Raw genomic sequence first — 20862 nt, 5'->3', positions numbered from 1 at the left:
TCAGATCACCGTTCCGCCGTCGACGGGCAGAATCTGCCCCGTGGTGTATGAGCCGGAGTCCGCAGCCAGATAGACGAAGCTCGGCGCGATCTCCGCCGGGTCCGCCCAGCGTTTGAGCGGGATCTTGTCCAGTTGCATCTGAGAGAGCTTCTCATCGGTGCGCACCGTCTCCGTCATGTTCGTTGCCGCGAGCGGCGCGAGGGCATTGACGTTGATATTGCGCTTGGCGAGTTCGCGGGCGAAGGACTTTGTCATGCCGATGATGCCGGCCTTGGCCGTACCGTAGTTGACCTGTCCGATCGTTCCGGTCAGTCCTGCCGCCGAGGTGACGTTGATGACTCGTCCCGTGCCATCGGTCGCCAACGCGGCTAGGGCAGCCTGGGTCACGGTAAAGGCACCACTGAGATGGACGCTGAGGACGAAGTCGAAATCAGCCGGGTCCATCTTGTGGAACATCGCCGGCCTGATGGCTCCGGCGTTGTTGACGACGACGTTGAGCACTCCGTCGTTCAGGGCCGCTGCCTTTGCCACGGCAGCGTCGGCAGCACCGGCGTCGCGGACGTCGAGTTCAGCGAAATCGGCCGAACCTCCCCCGGCAGTGATGTCGTCGGCGACCGCTTTCGCCGCCGCGGCGTCGATGTCGGTGACCAGCACAGCGGCGCCGGCTCGGGCGAACTCACGCGCTACCGCCTCACCGATCCCGGCTCCGGCACCGGTGACCAGGGCGGCGCGACCCGTGAGATCGAATGGTGAACGCTTCTTGGTATCGGACATCTCAGTAGCTCCTCGGAAGTTTTAGAACGTGCGAACCCAGGTAGTTGAGAATCATCTCCTGGCTGATCGGTGCGATTCGAGTCAGCCGAGCTTCCCGGAACAGACGTGCCACCGGGTATTCCTCGGAGTAGCCCATGCCGCCGTGGGTCTGCAGTGCTCTGTCGGCCGCGTCGAAGCCGGCGTCGGCGCAGAGATATTTGGCCATGTTGGCCTCTTTTCCGCATGGTTCGCCGTTGTCATATAGCCAGCTGGCCTTGCGGAGGATGAGCTCTGCGGCCTCGAGCCGCGCCAACGAGTCAGCCAAGGGGAACTGGATTCCCTGGTTTTTGCCGATCGGCCGGTCGAACACGACACGATCGTTGCCGTATTCGACGGCAGCCTTGAGCGCGGCGTACCCGATGCCGAGCGCCTCTGAGGCGACCAGGATCCGCTCGGGGTTGAGTCCGTCGAGCAGGTACTTGAAGCCCTGGCCCTCTTCTCCCACCCGGTGGGATTCGGGGATACGCAGATCATCAATGTAGATCTCATTGGAGGTGACGGCGTTGCGGCCCATCTTCTTGATCGGGCGGATCTCGATACCTGGGGCTTTGACATCTGTAAGGAACAGCGTCATGCCGTCAGTCTTCTTCTCGACCTCGTCCGGCTTCTGGGTCCGAGTCAGCAGGAGGATCTTCTCCGACTCCGCGGCCTTGGAAATCCACACCTTGCGCCCGTTGACGACGTAATCGGATCCGTCACGACGGGCAAAGGTACTTGTCTGAGTCGTGTCGAGGCCCGCGCCGGGTTCGGTCACACCGAAGCACACGTGCAGATTCCCGTCGACGATCCGTGGGAGGGTATCGGCCTTCAGCTCATCAGATCCGTGGACGGTCACCGGGTGCATGCCGAAGATAGACAGGTGCATCGCTGACGCACCGTTCATCCCCGCGCCGCTGGCTGCCACTTCCTGCAGCAGGATCGATGCCTCCGTGATGCCGAGTCCGTGTCCCCCGAATTCGGGGGGCATCGTGACACCCAGCCAACCGCCGTCGGCGAAGGCGTCGTAGAACTCCTTCGGAAATTCCTTGGACTGATCGTGCTCCATCCAATACTGCGAGTCGAATCGGGCCGCGAGTTCGGCCACTGCCGACTTGATGGCCTGTTGATCCTCAGAGAGCGTGAACTCCATGCGCTGACTCCTTCGTCGTCTTCACAACACGTCGGTATGACACCGACCTCTTGTGTCTAGAATACTAATGGTTAGACCATTGTGCAAACAATGAGACACCGGTCTCAGGAGAGCATTCACCGCGCGATTGCGGCGACCGCTCCCGGAATAACGATAGAATAAAGAAAAGATCATACTTTTGGCCCAAATAATGTTGACCAAATAGCGAACTCACGGAGGTCCCCATGCCCGCACGACCGACTCACTCGGAGGCCGACGGCAACCAGCCTGCCAACAGCACCCTGTCTCCTCTGCAGGTCCCCAAGGCCTCGGACGTCCTCGCCACGGACCTGCGCGAGAGAATCCTCTCCGGGGATTTTGCTATGGGCTCCACCTTGCCCACGGAGCGCGACATGGTGACGCAGACGGGCATGAGTCGGACCACGGTTCGCGAAGCGCTGCGCATCCTTGAGGTCCAGGGGCTGGTGAGCATTCGCACCGGACGCGCCGGCGGCGCGTTCATTCAGCAGCCCGGGAGCAGCTCGGTGTCGGATTCCGTCGACCTCGTCATTCGCGGTCGGCAGATCAAGATGGCCGACCTGCTGGAAACCCGCGAGGCCATTGAACCACAGTGCGCGGCATTGGCCGCTCGGCACCGCACCGAAGAGGACCTGACGACGCTCGATGATCTCAACGAGAAGATCGCCAAAGCGGCGCAGTCGTCGCTCGATGACTTCCTGCAGGTCAACGTCGACTGGCACACGGCCGTTGCCGATGCCAGCCATAACGAGCTTCTGTCGGGTCTCATGCGCGCACTCCAGAAGGCCATCTACCATGGCACTGACAATGAAGGGTTCGTCAGCGAAGAGGTCCGCACCACGACGGTGCGCGCCCACAATGCCGTAACCAGAGCAATTCGCGAGGGAGACGACGACGCGGCTGTGCGTCGCATGACCCGTCACGTCCACTCCTATGCCGAGGCCATCCTGGCAGTCGAAGAACGCAAAGAGGTCGACATCGACGAATGACGTCGAATGCCGACCTCCGTCAGCGGGCAGCCCAACCCAGGGCCCTACAGAGGCCGCTCAGTCCCCCAGAATCTTCGGCGCCTCCGCGCGGTGGAAGGGATTGAACGGCTCGTTGTTGCGCGCAGGTTCGGGCTTCACCCAGGATCGGGAGCCATTCGGAGCTCCTCCGTCTACGCGGAGGACTGTTCCTGAGGTGAAGGAAGCAGCCGGCGAGAGAAGATATGTGATGGCGGCCGAGATCTCCGCCTCGGTGCCCCACCTCTGCAATGGGATCTCACCGCGCAGATCTCTCTGCATGTAGGAGTCGTCGGCCGCGTCATAGGTGTCGAGACCCGAGGAAGCAATCGACCCCGGCGCCACAGCATTCACCCGCACACCAGCATATCCCCATTCCGCGGCCGCAGTCTGAGTGAGATTCCACATCGCAGAACGAGCCGCACCAGAGTGTCCGTACATGGGCCACCCCATCCACATATCCGCCACGATGTTGACGATCGCGCCTCCGCGGTCCTCCATCGAACGGTTGAACACTTCGCGCATGAAGTTGAACCCACCCACGACGTTCGAACGCATGACGGCCTCGAAGCCCTTGGTCTTGATCGACTTGAGCTCAGCCCGATACTGCCCGCCTGCGTTGTTGACCAATCCGTCTATTGAGCCGTGAGCGGCCACCAGGCCGTCAACGACCTCGATCACCCGGGCCTCATCACGGATATCCGCAGAATGAGTTTCCACCGACCCGCCATCCTCCCGGATCTCGAGGGCAACAGCGTCGAGCTTGTCCTGCGTGCGCCCCACCAACGCGATGTGTGCACCCAGAGATGCCAGTTCGTGTGCCGTGCAGCGGCCGATTCCACTGCCGCCCCCGGTGACGATGACCGTCCTGTCCGAAAAAAGTCCCTTACGAAATGCCGAAGCGTACTTCCCCATTGCTACCCCTCTGATCACGGCATCCGAGACCTGCCCCAAGCCGAGTACTCCGCACTCGATGCAGTCCGAGCCATTTACTTCACTTTGATGGAACTATAGTATCAATTAAATGGTATGACCTAAAAGGGGGATTATGCAGGCTGCGATACTGAGCTCATACGGAGGGCCAGATGTCTTCGACATCACGGAGATTCCGGACCCGACGCCCAAGCCAGGCTGGACTACGGTCCGGCTCAAATCGGCCGGACTCAATTGGCATGACACTCTGGTGCGGGACGGCGTCTACTCATCGCCGCTGCCGATCGTTCCTGGTGCCGATGGTGCCGGAACCGTCGCATCGGGTGCGCGCACTGGCGAAGAAGTCATCATTCTGCCCTCGATGTTCTGGGGCGGGAGCCAAGCAGCACCGGCACCCGCTTTCGAGATTCTGGGCGACCATCGCAATGGGACGTACGCCCAATTCGTGCAGGTGCCCGATGACTGCATCTTTCCCAAGCCAAGCGATATGACCTGGGCACAGGCCGGCGCATTCTCCCTGGTCGGTGTCACGGTCTTCCGTGCGCTGTTCACTCGCGGACGCCTCCGCAAGGGGGAATCGCTGCTGGTCCTGGGCGCCTCCGGTGGGGTTGCGAGCTTTGCGATCCAGCTGGCATCGGCGGCAGGAGTGACGGTGACGGCCACCTCGGCGGATGAAAAGAAGCGCGAGGGCGCACGTTCCATCGGAGCGGCCACGACCCTCGACCATTCGGCCACGGACTGGACTTCACAGGCCAAGGCGGCGGCGAACAAAGGGGAAGGATTCGACCTCGTCCTCGATGCAGTGGGCCGAGTCGCCGAGTCACTCGAATGCCTGCGTCCGGGTGGAAGGTGCGTGGTGCTCGGCGCCAACGCCTCCAACTCACTCGAAGTACCGCTGCGCCCCTTCTTCTTCGCCCAGCACGAGATCATCGGAACCACGATGGGCAGCCCGAAAGATATGAACGGCCTGCTCCGGCTGATCGATCAGGTGGGCACAGTCGCGCCGATCATCGATTCGAGTTACGGCCTCGAGCAAGTGGTCGAGGCCCACGAGCGGCTGGAAAGCGGAGTTGGCTTCGGCAAGATCACATTGGACATCGAGTCCTGAGACACCGGCGCATGTCGGACGACAACCGAAGAAAGCGGTGAATGATGACAGACAATTCCGACCCAATTCGATATGAGACAGATGGCGCCCTCGCAACCATCTGGCTGGACGACCCGAGTACGCGCAATGCCCTGGGCGATGAGACGCTCGACGCCCTCCTCGCAGCCTTGGAGCGTGCCCGCGATGACTCCGCAGTGCGCGTCGTCATTCTGCGTTCGGCGGATCCGAAGGTGTTCTCCTCTGGAGGAAACCTCAAGGACTTCGCCGATGACAGGCCCGTCCTCGAGAAGCATGCGGGACTCGACCGCTTCCCACGCCTCTACGAGCTTCTCGCCCACCTTGGAAAACCATCGATCTGCGCCGCCGAGGGCGATGTTCTGGCGGGTGCCTTCGGCATCGCTCTGGCCTGCGACTTCATCGTGGCAGCCGACCATGTGAAGTTCGGCTGCCCGGAGATCAACGTGGGAGTGTTCCCATTCATGATCTCGGCCCTCATCTACCGAAGTCTTCCCCGCTCGCGTGCCAATGAGCTGATGATGACCGGTGAGCTGATCACGGCCCAGTCTGCATACGACATGAATATCGTCAGCCGGCTTGCCCCAAAGGCACAGTTCGACGCAGAGCTCGGGCGGCTCGCCGATCGGCTGGCGACTCGATCGCCGCTGCTCATGCGCATGGGCAAGCAGGCACTGACGACGACGCGTGACATGACCCTTCCAGAGGCGCTGGACCATCTCAAGGCACAGCTCGGCCTTGCACTTGCCACCGAGGACGTCAAAGAGGGAGTCCACGCGCTCTTCGAGAAGCGCGAACCGCAATGGGGTGAGCGCTGAGATGACTGCCGAGCCGCCCACAGATCAAGGAGACACAATGTCGATGGCCACTATTCACGACCGATACACGGCCGAACAGATCGAACGGTTCTATTCGCAGCGACTTTGGAAGGAGGAGACACTGTGGGAGGAACTCGAGAAACAGGTCGAGCTGCGCCCCGACAAACCATTCATGATCGACGACTCAACACAGCTGACATTCGCACAGACATGGGACCAGGCCCAGGGTATAGCCGCTGGGCTGAGTGCTATCGGCATCACGGCTGGCAGCAGAGTCGCCGTGCAGATTCCGAACTGGGTCGAATTCGCACCGATCGTCACCGCCATCAGCCGAGTGGGAGCCATTGCGGTGCCGATTCAGCCCATTTACCGCGACAAAGAAGTCGCCCACATACTCGCCACGGCTCAGGTCAGCGCAGTCTTCACCACGGGTGACTATCGCGGCTTCGACTTCGACGAGATGTACGACCGCCTAAGCAAGGACGCGCCGCTGCTCAAGGAGATCATCACTGTGCGCGCGGAGCAGAGCGGCTACGCCACACGCACGATCGACCAGCTCTCGTCCTTGACCGCGGACGAGCTGCCTGCAGAGGCCAGGGCCGACGACCCTTTCGCCATCATCTTCTCCTCCGGCACCACGTCGAAGGCCAAGGGCTGTCTCCACACACTGAATACTGCTCGCACCCCGGCAATCGTTCAGGGGGAGGCGTATCACTATACGGCCGATGACGTTCAGTTCGGACCCAGCCCCGTGACCCATACGACCGGCATCATGAGTTCGTTCCTCATGCCGCTCATCCACGGTGCCACGAGTGTGATCATGGCGAAGTGGGACCCGGCCGAAGGCATCAAGAGGATCGAACGCTTCCGCTGCACCGGAACGATCAATGCCTCCACCTTCCTGCAGGCCCTGCTCAACTCCTACGATCCCCAACAGCATGATCTGACGAGCATGCGCTACTGGACACTTGCCGGCGCCCCGATCCCGGCCGCGCTGGTGCAGCGTGCACAGGACGCGATGCCCGATCTGAGGGTGCTGAGCCAGTATGGGCGCACCGAGAACATGACGACGACGATGTGCGCGATCGACGACGATCCGTCCCGTTCGCTGACCTCGGACGGGCGAGCGCTGCGCGGCCAGGAGGTTGTCGTGCTGGGACTCGACGACACAGTACTCGAACCCGGCAGGGAGGGTGAGATCGCCTACCGTGGATCCATGTCGCTGCTGACCTACCTCGGCATGCCGGAGGAGACCGCCGAAATGTTCACCGCCGTTGGCTATTCGAAGTCCGGCGATCTCGGAATCATGGACGAGTCCGGATTCCTGCGGGTGACCGGCCGTCTGAAGGACATCGTCGTCCGTGGCGGTCTCAACATCTCGGTCCGGCAGGTCGAGGACGAGCTGGCGTCACATGGGGCCGTCGACCAGGTGGCGGTGGTCTCGATGCCTGACGAGCTCCTCGGGGAGCGAGCATGCTGTTACATCGTGCCGGCGTCGGACCACGATGTGCCGAGACTGGAGGAGATTCGGGGCTTTCTCCTCGAGCGTGGCCTTGCCATTCAAAAGGTGCCGGAACGGCTCGAGATCGTCAGCGAGATGCCCACGACGGCAACAGGCAAGATTCAGAAGAATCTGCTGCGCGACGATATTCGCCATCGAGTGTCCGGAGCATCTGTGTAGTCCAGCGGTTACGACATGTTTGTGGGGCCACGGCATTGCGCCGTGGCCCCACAAACATGCTCGGACAGGGCCCACAAGCATGCTCGAACCGCCGTGCAGGCGCTTCCATGGACTACTCTGAAGTCTTCGGCGGTCCAGCCCGAGACAGCTGTGTGTGCTGCCGGTCAGCATTCCGACCGGCAGCGCAGCACTCAGGCACCGACCTGCAGCTTCGCGGCGATTTCGGCCCGCAGAATGTGCTTCTGAATCTTGCCTGTTGCCGTTGTCGGCAGCTCTGCGACGACTTCTATGTGTTCCGGAAGCTTCTGCGTGGTCACGCCGCGATCGCGCAGATAGTCGGTGATCGTTTGGAGATCGACGACCATCCCCTCGGCCGAGGGCACGACGTAGGCACAGCACTTCTCGCCGAGGCTGGCATCGGGCATGGCAACCACGGCGACGTTGGCCACGTCGGGCGATTCAATGAGATAGTCCTCGACCTCACGCGCGGAGATGTTCATTCCGCCGCGAATGATGATGTCCTTGGACCGCCCGGTGACTCGCACGTATCCTTCTTCATTCATGAAGCCCAGGTCCCCGGACCGCGAATAGCCCTCCGGAGTGAAGAGCGCTTCGGTCTCCGGTTCGTTGTGCCAGTAGCCGAGCATGTGCGAGGGGCCCTTATAGGCAATATCCCCTTCGACACCACGCTCAACCTCATGACCGTCTGCACCCACTACCTGGACGTCAGCCGGCGGGACGGCTCCGCCATCGGAGTTGGTGGACTTCTCTGCCGGTTCGCCCAACGGCACGACGGTCGTGACGTTATTCTCCGATCTGCCGTACAGGGCCTGCACACTGCACTTCGGAATGAGCTTTTCTGCATCACGAACCAGGGAGCCTGGGATCGGGGCGCCGGCCGAGACCCAGACTCGCAGCGAGTCTACGTTGGCGGTGTCCGGATCATAGACGTGCATGAGGCCTTGGAGGAAAGCCGTGGCCGTGACGGCGCAGGTCAGACCCTGTTCCTGCACAATTCGAACGCCTTCCGCCGGGTCCCACTTCTCCATGAAGTAGGACGTGGCACCATTCAGCAGCGGCAGGAAGACGCTCGTCACAATCCCTGTGGTGTGGGTGATGGGCGATGGGCCGAACTGCTTGTCGTCTTCCGTGTACTGCAGGACTTCGGTCAGCTGTACTGCCCCAGACCGAACAGTATTCAAGGTGTGATAGCACCCCTTGGGACGCGAGGTCGTACCCGAGGTGTAGACGATCTCATAAGGGTCGTCCGGGTGAGTATCGGGGCCGGCTTCGGTCTCCAGGCTCGCCAGATCCCCTCCGGCCAGCAACGAGCCGAAGCTGCGTACCGTGGAGCCGTCAACCTCGGTGACGGCTCGGAGCACGACCAGATGCTCGAGCGAATCGACTTCGCCGAGCAGCTCCTGATACATCTCACGGAATGAGAACTTGTTGAATTCGTCGGCGAAGAAGGCCACCTTCGCTCCGGAGTTGTTGAGTACATATTCGACGTCGTTGCCGCGATAGATCGGCATGACTGGCACGATCACGGCACCGATGCGTGCTGCCGCACCAGCGATCACCGGGAACTCCACAATATTGGGCACCTGTGCCACGATGCGATCACCGCGCTGCACGCCGAGCCGCTTCAGCCCCACAGCAAGGCGCTGAACCTGCTCATACAATTCGGCGAAAGTCAGAGAGTGGGTTGAGTCCAGGCAGTACACCTTGTCCGCCCGCTGCTGTGCCTGTTTGCGAATGGTGTCGCTGAAGGTGTCTTCCACCCAGTTCCCGGTCGCGTAGTACTGCTCGATCTGCTCGGTCGTAAATCGGTCCTTCAGTGTCGGCTCGTATTCGGCCATGACGATCATCACCTATCTTCACGTGCAACGACGTCGTCGTCGTTGCGTGGATTGTCAGCGACCGCCCTATCCGGCGATCACGTCTTCTGTGTCCTGCACTGCTGAGTTGTCGTGAACTGCGGATACCTCCTGTACCTCTGAGCTCTCCTGCCCTACTGAGTCACCCGCATCGCCGCAGTGAAATGCACGGCGGGGCGACCGTCCGCGCCGGTCGCGGTGACCTGGACTGTTGCGAACCTGCGGCCCGCGTGCAGCACCTCGGAGTTGAATTTCACGTCACCGACTGCCTGCCTCACGTACACACCGCGCAGTGATTCGAGTCGGGCAGCGGTGGATCCCAGCGCGTTCATCGCTGCCAGTGACGCGGCGGCGAACAGCGCTCCGCCATGCCCCACTCCCAACGGATTCGTCATCCGCGGGCTCTGTGCCAACTTCAGGTCGTCCCCGACCCCGCGAAGCGCTACGAGTTCTTCGAAACAGTTCGGGCGCTGCCCGGTCACCTCGTGCTCGTCCGACGCGGCGGTCTCATCCCCTGCTGTGGTCGACGGCGGAGAGACGTCGATGAAAGTCGACCACAGCGTACCCAGCGCTATCAGCTCACCGGTGTCGTCGCGAACCTCACCGCGCGCAACGCCGCCTGCCGAGTCGACCGACATCATCTCTCCGGTGGCTGTCAACCTTCCGGCTGGGCTCGGATCTGCGACGAAGTCGATGCTGATCTCCGTGGACACGCCCCATTGACCGTCGGGTCGATGACCGAGAACTGCATGTGACCATGCCATATCGACCAAAGGCCCCAAAACCCCGGGGGCGAACTGACCGTCGCGAAGCCTGGACCATGGCCCCATTGTCGCTTCGGCCCGCGCGCCTCCATCGGTAACGTCCACCGCGCCAACGGCATAGTGCTCCTCGACGGGGCCGGAGCCGGTATTCAGCACTGCTCGCATCCACTGTTCCTCTCGCCCGGGGTGACGTCGACTGTGACGACTAGTCACATCTTATATGATTCACTATGTATATGGTAGTACCATTCTTCTGAATACATTGGACGAGATCTGAGGGGCATTGATCAATGGACATCGACGTCGAGAATCTGGTGGGTCGGCGTGCCGGCCAACGGTGGAACAGAGTGTCGGTGGGTGATCTGTTCGAGAGGAACACCTGGGCCCGGCCTGACCACCCCGCGATCATCGGACAACCGGATGCCTACTCCGCTCCGCAGTTCTCCACACTCAGCTATGCACAGGCGGACGAATTGGGCAACCGCGTAGCCAATGCACTGCTGGTCGACGGTGCACGTCGCGGAGATCGCGTGCTGCTCTACTGCTCCAATTCGGTCGAAGCTCTGGTCACCATGGTCGGGATCGCAAAGGCCGGCCTGGTGGCAGTGCCTGTCAACCCCATGCTGGCGGATTCGGTCCTGAACTGGGTGGTCGAACTGACCGAACCTGCCACGGCCGTCATCGATGCGGAATTCGCAGACCGCGCCGCGCCCGTGCTCGATGCCGGCGGAGTCCAAATCGGCTGTGTCATCGAGATCGGTGGATCCATATCCGCGCAGACGTCGTTCGAAGAATGGGTGCGAGATGCTTCGCCAGTCGAACCGGAGGTGGACATTCACGGTGACGATATTTGGTCGCTGGTCTTCACCTCGGGGACCACCGCCATGCCGAAAGCCTCGATGAACTCACACGTCTATTCGTATTTCTCCGCGTATTCGTACGGCATGTCTGTCACGCGCGGCCTGGGCTACGAGGATGAGCTGGTGACGATCACGCATCTGCCCATCATCTTCCACTGCGGGCACAATTCCGTACCGTTCGCCGCATTCGTATCCGGCGGCACCTTGGTTCTCGGCCGACGACCGGACAGCAGAGCCATCGCGGAGGGGATCACCAGAACCAGAGCCACGTCTGCATGGCTGGGATCACCGTCCTGGGTCGACGAAGTCGTCGAAGCAGCACTGGCAGACTCAGAGCAGCTGGACATGAGTTCCGTGCGCGTCGCCATGTTCTCGTGGGGTGCGATGCGACCCAAGATGGCCAGTCGTCTGCGCGAGGCCTGCGGCGACGACGTGGAGATGCTCGAAGTGTTCGGCCAGACCGAATCAATGTCGTGCTTCCGCTTCTGGCCAGGGCGGGAGCCGGAGAAGTTCGCGGAATCGATCCACGGGACAAATCACGTCGGACGCCCCACCCCGATACTCGCAGCCGACATCCACGATGCGAACGGCGCCTCGCTCAAGGGCCAGAGCGGAGTGCCCGGCGAAGCCGTCTATCGTTCACCCGCCATCTCCGCCGGCTACTATCACGATGAGGCAGCCACAAGAGAGGCGCTGCGCGACGGGTGGTTCCATTCCGGCGATTCGTGCACCTACAATCCTGACGGCAGTCAGGTGATGGTGGACAGGTACAAGGACATCATCAAGTCCGGCGGCGAGAACGTCTCCAGCATCAGAGTGGAGGGAGTTCTCGCAGAACACCCCGCCGTCGCCCGTGCAGCAGTGATCGCTCTGCCCGACGCCCACTGGGGCGAGGCCGTTACGGCAGTGATCGTCCTACGTGAAGGCGGCAGTGCGACCGCCCAGGAGATCATTGACTTCGCCCGCAGGGATCTCGGCGGCCACGAGACCCCGAAACGGGTGGTCTTCCGTGCGGAGATGCCCACGACCGTCGGAGGAAAGCTGATGAAGTTCCGCCTGCGGGAGGAACTGGCAGAGGAGCTGTCATGAGCGCACACGAGGGACGTCGGGACGAAGCTCGCATAGGTCCGCTGACTGGTCTGCGAGTCGTCGAGATCGGCGGGTTCGGCCCCGGCCCCTTCGCTGCGATGCTGCTGGCAGATATGGGAGCCGATGTCATTCGGGTGGACCGAACCAATGGAGCACGATTGGCTGGCCCCAACTACGACTTCCGCAAAGAGGTCATGCACCGAGGACGACGCTCCGTGGCCGTTGACCTCAAGCATCCCGCGGGCGCATCGGTCATCCTGAAGCTGGCAGAACAGGCCGATGTACTCATCGAGGGGTTCCGACCAGGCGTGTGCGAACGGCTCGGTATCGGTCCAGTCGACTGCATGTCGCTGAATCCCGCCCTCATCTACGGGCGTATGACCGGCTGGGGGCAGACAGGGCCCATGAGCCAAGAGGTCGGCCACGACATCAACTACATCGCCGCGTCGGGAGTGCTCTCACTCATCGGACGGCACGGTCAGCCGCCGACTCCTCCACTGAGCCTGCTGGGAGATTTCGGCGGAGGGGGCATGCTGCTGGCGTTCGGCATTCTCGCTGCACTCTGGGAACGAGACAGATCCGCCGAAGGGCAGGTCGTGGATGCATCGATGCTGGAGGGAAGCGCACTGCTGGGGACGGCCTTCTACGGATTCACTCAGACCGATAATTGGACTGCCGAACGCGGCACCAACCTTGTCGACAGCGGCGCCCCGTTCTACGACTGCTACCGAACCGCGGACGACAAGTGGATCGCGGTGGGTGCCATGGAGCCGGAATTCTATGCTGAGCTGCTTCACGTGCTGAAGCTGTCTGAGGATGAGCTTCCTGGAGATCAGTACGACGAGGCGGCCTGGCCCGCGGCCAAGAGGATCTTTGCCGATCGATTCGCCGAGCACGATCAGGACCATTGGGTGCACGAAGCGGCAGGCAGAGACGCCTGCCTGCAACCCGTACTGGAACCGGTCGAGGCCGCCGCCAGCGCGCAAGCCATTGCTCGCAACTCATTCAGCACGCAGGAGGGAATCACTCAGCCGAATCCTGCCCCGCGGTTCAGTCGCACTCCAGCATCAACGCCGTGCCCTCCTCCTTCTCCCGGAGAACACACCCGCGCGGCGCTTTCGGCGTGGGGCATCGCCCAGGACACGATCGATGAACTGATCGAATCGGGAGCCGTCGTCGACTCGTCCGGCTGATCGGCGGCATGCCGCAAGTTCAGTCGTCCTTACCGTCAGCCATCCAACTCCAGAGCATCGGCGAGGGTGCGATTCCATTCGTCTGCGCCGCCGAGCAGCACCGCGTCCAGACGTGCACGTTTGTAGAAAAGATGCAGATCGTGTTCCCAGGTGTAGCCGATGGCACCATGGATCGTCAGAGCGGAGTCCGCAGCTCGGGCAGCCCCGGCCCCCACCTGCGCTTTGGTCGTCGCGGAGTAGAGAAGCGACTTACTCTGCCCTGACTCCACGGCAGCCGCCGCATAGTAGATGACTGAGCGTGCCGCTTCAACATCGACCTTCATCGAAGCCGCAGCGTGCTTCACAGCCTGAAAGGAGCCGATGGGCACACCGAACTGATGACGTATGAGGGAGTATTCCACCGACATTTCCAACATTCGCTCTGTGGAGCCCAGAGCATCCGCCGACACGAGCACTGCCGCAAGCTCGTCGGCCCTTTGGATCACGGCGTCGGCATCGACCGCCAGCTCCGCGGAGGGCGCTTCGCGGAAGGCGATGTCGGCCACTTCTCGGCTGCGGTCGAGCAGTTTGCGGGGACGGACAGTGACCGCGCTGCCTTCGACCTCGACCAGACGCAGAACGAGCGTGCCGTCCTTCACCGCTGGGACGACGAGATGAGTCGCCGAACCGCCGGCCAGCACCCGGGGCACCGTTCCGGTGACTCGTCCGTCTGCGTCCACACTCGGCGACTGCGCTTCAGGGGCACCGACCGTCGCCGCCGGTCGATGACTGGAGTCCACGGCCAGCGCAAGTCCGCTGCTGAGGAGAAATTCGCCGGCCACTTGCTCATTCCCCGAGAGTGCAGGGACAGCCAGAGCCGTGGCCAACCAGCGGCCGGACGGCGCCGCGTGGCGCCCCAGAGCCTCTGCCGTCAGGGCGAGCTCGACAATCCCTCCGCCCTGTCCCCCTGCTGTTTCGGATATTCCGACTCCACCCCAGGCCTCAGCGAGCTCGCCCTCGAATCCACCCACGTCTCTGGATTCGAACCACGAACGCACGGATTCCACGTCCGCCTTGTCATCGAGCCAATCGCCGAGCGCTTCCGCGTAATCGTCCTGGTCTTCTGAAAACGACCACTCCATGGTGATCCCACCTTCCTGTGAACGAGCTGTTCTATTTTCTGGGCATCCCCAAGATGCGTTCGGACACGATATTGCGTTGGATGAATGTGGAGCCTCCCGCGATTGCGGTTCCGCGTCCCTGATTCGCCAGGCGCAGCCAATGCCGGCTCGGCGTATCGGTCGTCGCCGGATCACCACCGAACGCGTCGTGATCCGGCTCTTCGATTCCTGCGAATTCATCGTCGAGATCGTACTGTCCGTCCAGCGATTGAAGCGACAGCGCGAAGTCCGTCATATCGTCGACGAGCGGGCAGAAGTACAGTTTGCCGATCGAGGTGACCTCACCCGGCGGCTGACCATCCGCGGCTCCGGTGATCACGCGCTGGCTGATGGCACCGTGGACAACCACTCGACCATAGAGATCGGCCACGGCGCTTCTCACCCTCGGATCCGAAGCGAGTGCCGCGCTGTCGGGCCCGCGCGCCTCTCGAATCTGACTCATCAACGTTTCGATTTCCTGGCCTGTATTGACTCGGCCCGTGGCTATGGCCACTCGCTCGAATCCCAAGGTTCCCATCGCGACCTTCCAACCGCCGTCCACGTCTCCGACCACAGCAGAATCGGGGAGGAACACCTCGTCAAGGAACACCTCATTGAACTCCGCCTCGCCCAACATGTGGGCCAGCGGGCGGACTGTCACCCCCTCCGCATCCATCGGCAGGAGGAAGTAGGTGATGCCCTTGTGCCGTTCTCCGCCACCGGTGCGAGCGAGCAGAATCGCGAACGACGCCAGCTGGGCACGTGATGTCCAGATCTTCTGACCGGTAATGCGATACCCCCCGTCGACCTTGACCGCCTTCGTACGCAAAGATGCCAGGTCGGAGCCCGATTCCGGCTCGGAGAAGAGCTGGCACCAGATGTCCTCACCCGCCAGGATTCTGCGCAGGTGAGCGTCCTTCTGTTCCTGCGTCCCGAAGTGGGCGATGGTCGGTCCTGCGAAGTCCTCGCCGATCGTGTTGAGGCGCTCCGGTGCACCCGCGCTCTGTGCCTCTTCGGTGAATACCGAGGCTCGGCGCTCGTCGATGCCCTGTCCTCCGAATTCCGGACTCCAGGACAGTCCGGCATATCCCGCTTCGAACAGCATTCTTTGGTAGGTGCGCCAGAACGGGAGCTTGGCTTCGAGCTCCGGGGGTTCAGGCCAGGACAGTTTCGGCAGGTTCTCTGCCATCCACGCCCGCACCTCTGTGCGGAAGTCAGCGACCTCCGGTGATTCAGAGAATTCCACTGTCAGCTCCTTCGCCTTGTGCGTTTACACAAACAAACTATACTATAGGTCTGACCATTAATGAATGAGAGTATTGAGGCCATCTGCTGGTGCACGATGGAGCGCAATCACACGAAGGAGCGCGGATGTCTCAGAGCAAAACGGACACAGGGCATGGGAGCGAACCCGGCACCGGAACATCACCGGAGCCTCGCGAAAACATTCGCACCGGCCCCCCGAAGCTCGTACCGGGCATGGTGATCGACGAGGTGAGATTCGCGGTCGAGCGCGGAAAGATCCGAGAGTTCGCCCGAGCCTCACACGCAGGTGATGCCATCCACACCTCACAGCGCGAAGCCGCAGAACGCGGATTGCCGGACGTGGCCGCGACTGCCACACACGTGGTTGCGTCGGGCCACTATCGCAGTCAGGCGGAAATGCTCACAACGCTCGGACTCGACATCACACGGGTGGTTGTCGGCGGTACCGGGTGGGACTATCACCGCCCGCTGGTAGCCGGTGATGAGCTCACCGGGTCCCGCACCTTGGTCTCGGACGAAGCGAAAACATCCCGGTCGGGTCGGAGCCTGCGCCTCGTCACCTTGAAGACCGACTACGCGCTCCCGGACGGCACGATTGCCGTCACTGGGCGTGAAACACTCATCGAAAGGGGCTGAACGGGCTCATGACCTCACAGATCAAGGGCGGCCGATTCGGGCCCGTCACTCAGACCGACATCGTCCGGTTTGCCGGTGCCGGCGGGGACTTCAACCCGCTGCATCACGACCCTGCCGCCGCCAGGCAGGCAGACTTCGAGGCGCCGATCGCCATGGGCCAGTTCACCGTCGCACTGCTGAGTGCGTGGCTGACCGACCAGATCGGAGTGGAGAATCTGCGAAGCCTCGATGTCGATTTCAAGGCCCCAGTCAACATCGGCGACGTCATCAACTTCACGGCCGAGCTCGACGTCGACGGTCCCGACGGCACATTGTCCGCATCCATTCGCACCACCGTGGGAGACACCACGGTCGTCACCGGCCGAACGACGTTCTCAGCCGAGCGCGCCACTCTCGCCGGCGGCGAAGGTTCCGACGCCGACCACCTTCTGGAGGACTGATGTCACAGCGCTTCGAAGCAGAGCAGGCGGCCGCTCATCCCACTCTCTGGTCTCCCAATGTCGGTACCGTTGAGTCATCGCAGATGTACGCCTTCCAACAGTGGCTCAACAAGAGCGGTGTTCGCACCGCCGGTTACCGCGAACTCCAGAACTGGTCGGTCGACGATCTCCCTGGCTTCTGGGCGGCCATTTGGGAGTACTTCGCTGTGGAAGCCAGTGCGGAACCGACCTCCATCCTGGACTCAGAGACGATGCCCGATGCCACCTGGTTCACGGGTGCTCGGCTCAACTACGCGCAGAATCTGCTGCGCAGTGCACGCTCCCGCCCGAATGACGTCGCTCTGATCGGCACGCACGAATCCGCCCCGGACACGACGTGGACATGGGGACAGCTCGAAGCCAGGACGGCCGCGCTCTCCGCCTATCTGCGGGAGATCGGTGTGGGCCCCGGCGACAGAGTCGCGGCCGTCCTACCACACCTCCCGGAGACGGTTGCAGCGTTGCTGGCAACAGCCTCGGTGGGGGCCATCTGGTCCGTCGTCAACACAGATTTCGGCGTCGCGGGCGTCACCGACAGATTCGCCCAGATCGAGCCGAAGGTCCTCTTCACCGTCGACGGGTACGAGTTCAATGGCAAGGTCCACGAACGAATCTCCACCATTCCCGATCTGCGCAGTGCTCTTCCGAGCGTCGAACACGTCATCCTCGTCGACCAGCTGCCCGAGGACGTGCGGCGGTCGGCCGACGTCAAGCTGCCGGACGAGATCGCACGCTTCAGCCAGGTAACCCAGGACGCGACGGTCGAGCCCCGCTATGAGCAGGTGGCGTTCGACCACCCGCTGTGGATCCTGTACTCCTCCGGCACGACCGGCAAGCCCAAGGGCATCGTGCACGGCCATGGCGGCATAGTCCTCGAGGCACTCAAGGCCAATCATCTGCACTACGACCTAAACGAACACTCCCGCTCGTATTTTGCGGTGTCCACCACATGGGTGGTCTGGAACCTGGTCGTCAATACGATGATGGCGGGCTCGTCCATGATCACCTACGACGGAGCACCGACATTCGGCGCCGCGGACAAACACTTCGAAATCGTAGCCGAGCACGAAGCCACATTCTTCGGCACAGGCGCAGCAGTGCTGACGATGATCGAACGAGCCGGAGTCAACCCGAGCGCCCATCTCGACCTCAGCCGCCTCGTCGGTCTGTTCGTCACCGGTTCGCCGTTACCGGATGAGACCTGGGATTGGATCTACCGGGAAGTCTCGTCCGACATCCGGGTAGGCTCGGACTCGGGGGGAACAGATGTCGCCACCGCGTTCATCGGATCCAACCCTCTCCAATCCGTCCGCCGTGGACTGCTCATGGGGTCGTACCTGGGAGTCGCCTCGGAGGCCTGGGATGAGAATGGGACCCGAATCCTCGGCGAAGTCGGCGAATTCGTGGTCACCAAACCTATGCCCTCCATGCCCCTCTTCTTCTGGGGAGATGCGGACGGCACGAAGTACCACGAGGCCTACTTCGACCACTTTCCCGGAATCTGGAGGCATGGGGACTGGGTCACGGAACACTCCGACGGCAGCTTCGTCATCCACGGCCGCTCCGATTCCACGATCAACCGCGGCGGCATCCGCATGGGATCCTCCGACATCACTCGGGTCGTGGACCTCGTCAGCGGGGTCACCGGGTCGATGGTCATCGGCGCGGAACTCGACAACGGTGACTACTACATGCCGCTGTTCGTCGTGCCGTCCAAAGGCAACCACGTCGACGACGCCCTGAAACAGGCGATCGTCACCGCGATTCGCAGCGAAGTCTCCCCCAGGTACACCCCTGACGAGATCATCGAGGTGAGCGCCCTGCCCCGCACTCGCACCGGCAAACTCATGGAGGTGCCCATCAAGACCCTGCTCCAGGGCGGTGATCCCGCGAAGGTCAACCGGACCAGCGCGGAGGATGCGAATACCATCGATTGGTTCGTCGCGTTTGCGCAAGACTTCCGAAACAGCAAAAAGTAAATATACTATTGGTATGACCAAATAATCATTCTGTGCGAAGGAGTTCACATGTCATCTGTCGAGAATTTCACCGACGTCACCTATGAGGTCGAGGACGGTCTGGCCTGGATCACGATCAACCGGCCCGACCGCTACAACGCCTTCCGGGCACAGACTGTGGACGAACTCGTCTTGGCGTTCAAAACCGCGTGGGGCGACAAGAACGTCGGCACCATCGCCCTGACAGGCGCCGGCGAGAAGGCCTTCTGCTCAGGCGGCGATCAGAAGCAGCGCATGGAGACCGGGGACTACGGGCCGTCCGAGTCCGGGCTGTTCGAAGTCGAGGCTCTCCACCGCGTCATGCGAGACGTCCCGAAACCGGTGATTGCCGCTGTCAACGGCATCGCCATCGGCGGCGGTCACGTGCTGCACGTCCTCGCCGACCTGTCCATCGCCGCCGACACCGCAACCTTCGGTCAGAACGGACCGCGAGTCGGAAGCTTCGACGCCGGCCTGGGATCGGGCTATCTGGCGCGAGTCATCGGCGAGAAGCGAGCCAGGGAGATCTGGTTCATGCTGCGGAGACTGAGCGCCGAAGAAGCCATGGACTGGGGGCTCGTCAATAAGGTGGTGCCGGCAGCCGAGCTCAAGGACGAAGTCCGTGACTGGGCCAAGACGATGAACTCGTATTCACCGACCGCCCTCAAAGTTCTCAAACAGTCGTTCAACACCGACACCGAGCAGTTCGTGTCGATCGGCAACATGGCATACACCACCCTGAACATGTTCTCGGAAACCGCCGAGGCACAGGAGGGCATCAATGCCTTCAACGAGAAGCGTCAGCCGGATTTCCGCGCACACCAGGCATAAGATTCCAGCGAGCAGGAGCAGACGGTCGTGACGATCACGGAAGAGCAATCAGCACTCATCGAGTCCGTTCGCACCTATTGCGATGCGAATACGGCCACGGTGACCCAACGCGACGCCCTCACCGAAGGCGGTACGGAATCGACATCGACCAAAACCACTCACGACATGGGCGAGCGCGGCTGGCTGGGCATTTCCCTACCCGAAGAATACGGCGGACTGGGAGGCACATTCTTCGACGAGACCCTCTTCCTGGAGGAGTCCTCGCGAGGGCTGGCCCCGATCAACGCGTACAGCACCGGGCTCACCGCAGCTCAGACCTACCTCAAATGGGGCAATGACGAGCAGCGGACCACGGTGTGCACAAACCTGGCGAACGGACGCTTGGAAGCCATCTCCCTGTCGGAGCCGGGGACCGGGTCCGATCTGGGCGCTGTGACATGCAAGGCAGAACTCAGCGGCGACGAGTACATCATCAACGGTCAGAAAACCTGGTGCACCGCAGCTCATCTTGCCGAGAACCTTTTGGTTCTGGTACGCGAGGAGACCACGGAGAAGAAGCACGAGGGCCTGACACTGCTCATGGTGCCGACCTCCACGCCGGGCGTCGAGATCCGAGGAATCGAGCTGATGGAGCCCCGCACCGTCAACGAGATCTTCTTCACCGATGCCCGCGTTCCCGCGTCCGCGGTCGTCGGCGAAGCAGGCCAGGGTTGGAAGCAGCTCATGCGCGGACTGAGCGTGGAACGACTGATCATCGCGGCAATGAGCCTCGGTGCTGCCCAGCGTTCGCTCGATGACACTGTCGCCTACGTGAGTGAGCGCAAGGCGTTCAACAAACCTCTGGCGACGTTCCAAGCCCTGCGTCACCGACTGGCTGACCTGCATACCGAGATCTCCTTCGCCCGCAGCTTCGTCTACGACATCGCACAGGCCGTCGACCGCGGCGAAGAGGACTCGCTGGGGCCGCAATCGTCGATGGCGAAGCTCAAGTGCACGGAGATCGCCAAACAGGCCGCTCTGGAAGGCGTCCAGATGATGGGCGGCAATGGCTACACACGGGAATACGGCATGGAGGGCCAGCTGCGCACCGCCATCGCACCTCCGATCTACGGCGGTGCCAACGAGGTCCAGCGCGACATCATCGCAAAGAACCTCCTGGGCAGGCCGTAGATAGGGACACCTCCGAGAAACACACCACCAGCCGAACAAGGA

The 20862-nt window shown here is 62.1% G+C and carries 18 protein-coding genes; 11 read left to right on the top strand and 7 right to left on the bottom strand.

The features are described 5' to 3' along the window. Both BLT92_RS10615 and BLT92_RS10610 read right to left on the bottom strand, forming a co-directional pair. Positions 1 to 774 (bottom strand): SDR family NAD(P)-dependent oxidoreductase, encoded by a 774-nt coding sequence (locus tag BLT92_RS10615; protein ID WP_092105495.1) that lies wholly within the window; start codon positions 772 to 774, stop codon positions 1 to 3. A gap of 1 nt (position 775) precedes the next feature. Next, complete coding sequence (locus tag BLT92_RS10610) at positions 776 to 1942, bottom strand: acyl-CoA dehydrogenase family protein (RefSeq protein WP_092105493.1); 1167 nt, start codon at positions 1940 to 1942, stop codon at positions 776 to 778. A 224-nt stretch (positions 1943 to 2166) separates the two neighbouring features. On the opposite strand from BLT92_RS10610, the gene BLT92_RS10605 reads away from it, so the two are divergent. Continuing rightward, complete coding sequence (locus BLT92_RS10605) at positions 2167 to 2949, top strand: FadR/GntR family transcriptional regulator (protein ID WP_092105491.1); 783 nt, start codon at positions 2167 to 2169, stop codon at positions 2947 to 2949. A 57-nt stretch (positions 2950 to 3006) separates the two neighbouring features. On the opposite strand, the gene BLT92_RS10600 is transcribed toward BLT92_RS10605, so the two are convergent. After that, positions 3007 to 3879 carry an SDR family oxidoreductase gene (locus tag BLT92_RS10600; RefSeq protein ID WP_092105489.1) on the bottom strand — a complete coding sequence of 291 codons (873 nt, stop codon included), beginning with the start codon at positions 3877 to 3879 and terminating at the stop codon, positions 3007 to 3009. A 133-nt stretch (positions 3880 to 4012) separates the two neighbouring features. Here BLT92_RS10600 and BLT92_RS10595 point away from each other — a divergent pair, with 133 nt between their 5' ends. From BLT92_RS10595 to BLT92_RS10585, 3 genes are read left to right on the top strand one after another with little or no spacing between them, the layout of a single operon-like run. Then, entirely contained in the window at positions 4013 to 5005 is a 993-nt protein-coding gene (locus BLT92_RS10595) for a quinone oxidoreductase family protein (protein ID WP_092105487.1), read from the top strand. Positions 5006 to 5046: 41 nt separating this feature from the next. Continuing rightward, positions 5047 to 5838, top strand: coding sequence for an enoyl-CoA hydratase/isomerase family protein (locus BLT92_RS10590; protein WP_197679600.1), 792 nt, complete (start codon positions 5047 to 5049; stop codon positions 5836 to 5838). Between the two features lie 43 nt (positions 5839 to 5881). Beyond that, positions 5882 to 7519: an AMP-binding protein gene (locus tag BLT92_RS10585; RefSeq protein WP_197679599.1), complete on the top strand. Its 1638-nt coding sequence runs from the start codon at positions 5882 to 5884 to the stop codon at positions 7517 to 7519. Positions 7520 to 7710: 191 nt separating this feature from the next. Here the strand turns inward: BLT92_RS10585 and BLT92_RS10580 are convergent, their stop codons facing one another. After that, on the bottom strand, positions 7711 to 9378 hold the full coding sequence (locus BLT92_RS10580) for an AMP-binding protein (protein ID WP_092109125.1): 1668 nt from the start codon (positions 9376 to 9378) through the stop codon (positions 7711 to 7713). 152 nt (positions 9379 to 9530) lie between these two features. Next, on the bottom strand, positions 9531 to 10325 hold the full coding sequence (locus tag BLT92_RS10575) for a hotdog domain-containing protein (RefSeq protein WP_092105483.1): 795 nt from the start codon (positions 10323 to 10325) through the stop codon (positions 9531 to 9533). A gap of 125 nt (positions 10326 to 10450) precedes the next feature. Here BLT92_RS10575 and BLT92_RS10570 point away from each other — a divergent pair, with 125 nt between their 5' ends. Further along, positions 10451 to 12109, top strand: coding sequence for a class I adenylate-forming enzyme family protein (locus tag BLT92_RS10570; protein ID WP_092105481.1), 1659 nt, complete (start codon positions 10451 to 10453; stop codon positions 12107 to 12109). Beyond that, positions 12106 to 13302, top strand: coding sequence for a CaiB/BaiF CoA transferase family protein (locus BLT92_RS10565; protein ID WP_092105479.1), 1197 nt, complete (start codon positions 12106 to 12108; stop codon positions 13300 to 13302). Before BLT92_RS10570 ends, BLT92_RS10565 begins: the two co-directional genes overlap by 4 nt. A gap of 35 nt (positions 13303 to 13337) precedes the next feature. Here the strand turns inward: BLT92_RS10565 and BLT92_RS10560 are convergent, their stop codons facing one another. Further along, entirely contained in the window at positions 13338 to 14423 is a 1086-nt protein-coding gene (locus BLT92_RS10560; protein WP_092105477.1) for an acyl-CoA dehydrogenase family protein, read from the bottom strand. A 31-nt stretch (positions 14424 to 14454) separates the two neighbouring features. After that, positions 14455 to 15687, bottom strand: coding sequence for an acyl-CoA dehydrogenase family protein (locus BLT92_RS10555; RefSeq protein ID WP_092105475.1), 1233 nt, complete (start codon positions 15685 to 15687; stop codon positions 14455 to 14457). Between the two features lie 125 nt (positions 15688 to 15812). On the opposite strand from BLT92_RS10555, the gene BLT92_RS10550 reads away from it, so the two are divergent. From BLT92_RS10550 to BLT92_RS10530, 5 genes are read left to right on the top strand one after another with little or no spacing between them, the layout of a single operon-like run. After that, positions 15813 to 16343, top strand: a complete 531-nt coding sequence (locus BLT92_RS10550; RefSeq protein ID WP_092105473.1) for an FAS1-like dehydratase domain-containing protein — start codon at positions 15813 to 15815, stop codon at positions 16341 to 16343. A gap of 8 nt (positions 16344 to 16351) precedes the next feature. After that, entirely contained in the window at positions 16352 to 16783 is a 432-nt protein-coding gene (locus BLT92_RS10545; RefSeq protein WP_092105471.1) for a MaoC family dehydratase, read from the top strand. Next, complete coding sequence (locus BLT92_RS10540; RefSeq protein WP_092105469.1) at positions 16783 to 18801, top strand: acetoacetate--CoA ligase; 2019 nt, start codon at positions 16783 to 16785, stop codon at positions 18799 to 18801. Before BLT92_RS10545 ends, BLT92_RS10540 begins: the two co-directional genes overlap by 1 nt. 48 nt (positions 18802 to 18849) lie before the next feature. After that, positions 18850 to 19650, top strand: coding sequence for an enoyl-CoA hydratase-related protein (locus BLT92_RS10535; RefSeq protein ID WP_092105467.1), 801 nt, complete (start codon positions 18850 to 18852; stop codon positions 19648 to 19650). 27 nt (positions 19651 to 19677) lie between these two features. Next, complete coding sequence (locus BLT92_RS10530) at positions 19678 to 20820, top strand: acyl-CoA dehydrogenase family protein (protein WP_172802586.1); 1143 nt, start codon at positions 19678 to 19680, stop codon at positions 20818 to 20820. Positions 20821 to 20862 lie beyond the last annotated feature (42 nt).

Origin of the sequence: Brevibacterium picturae (assembly GCF_900105045.1) — a bacterium.
Taxonomy (GTDB): domain Bacteria; phylum Actinomycetota; class Actinomycetes; order Actinomycetales; family Brevibacteriaceae; genus Brevibacterium; species Brevibacterium picturae.
The sequence above is the reverse complement of the archived record's forward strand: the minus strand, read 5'-3'. Positions and strand labels throughout refer to the sequence as shown.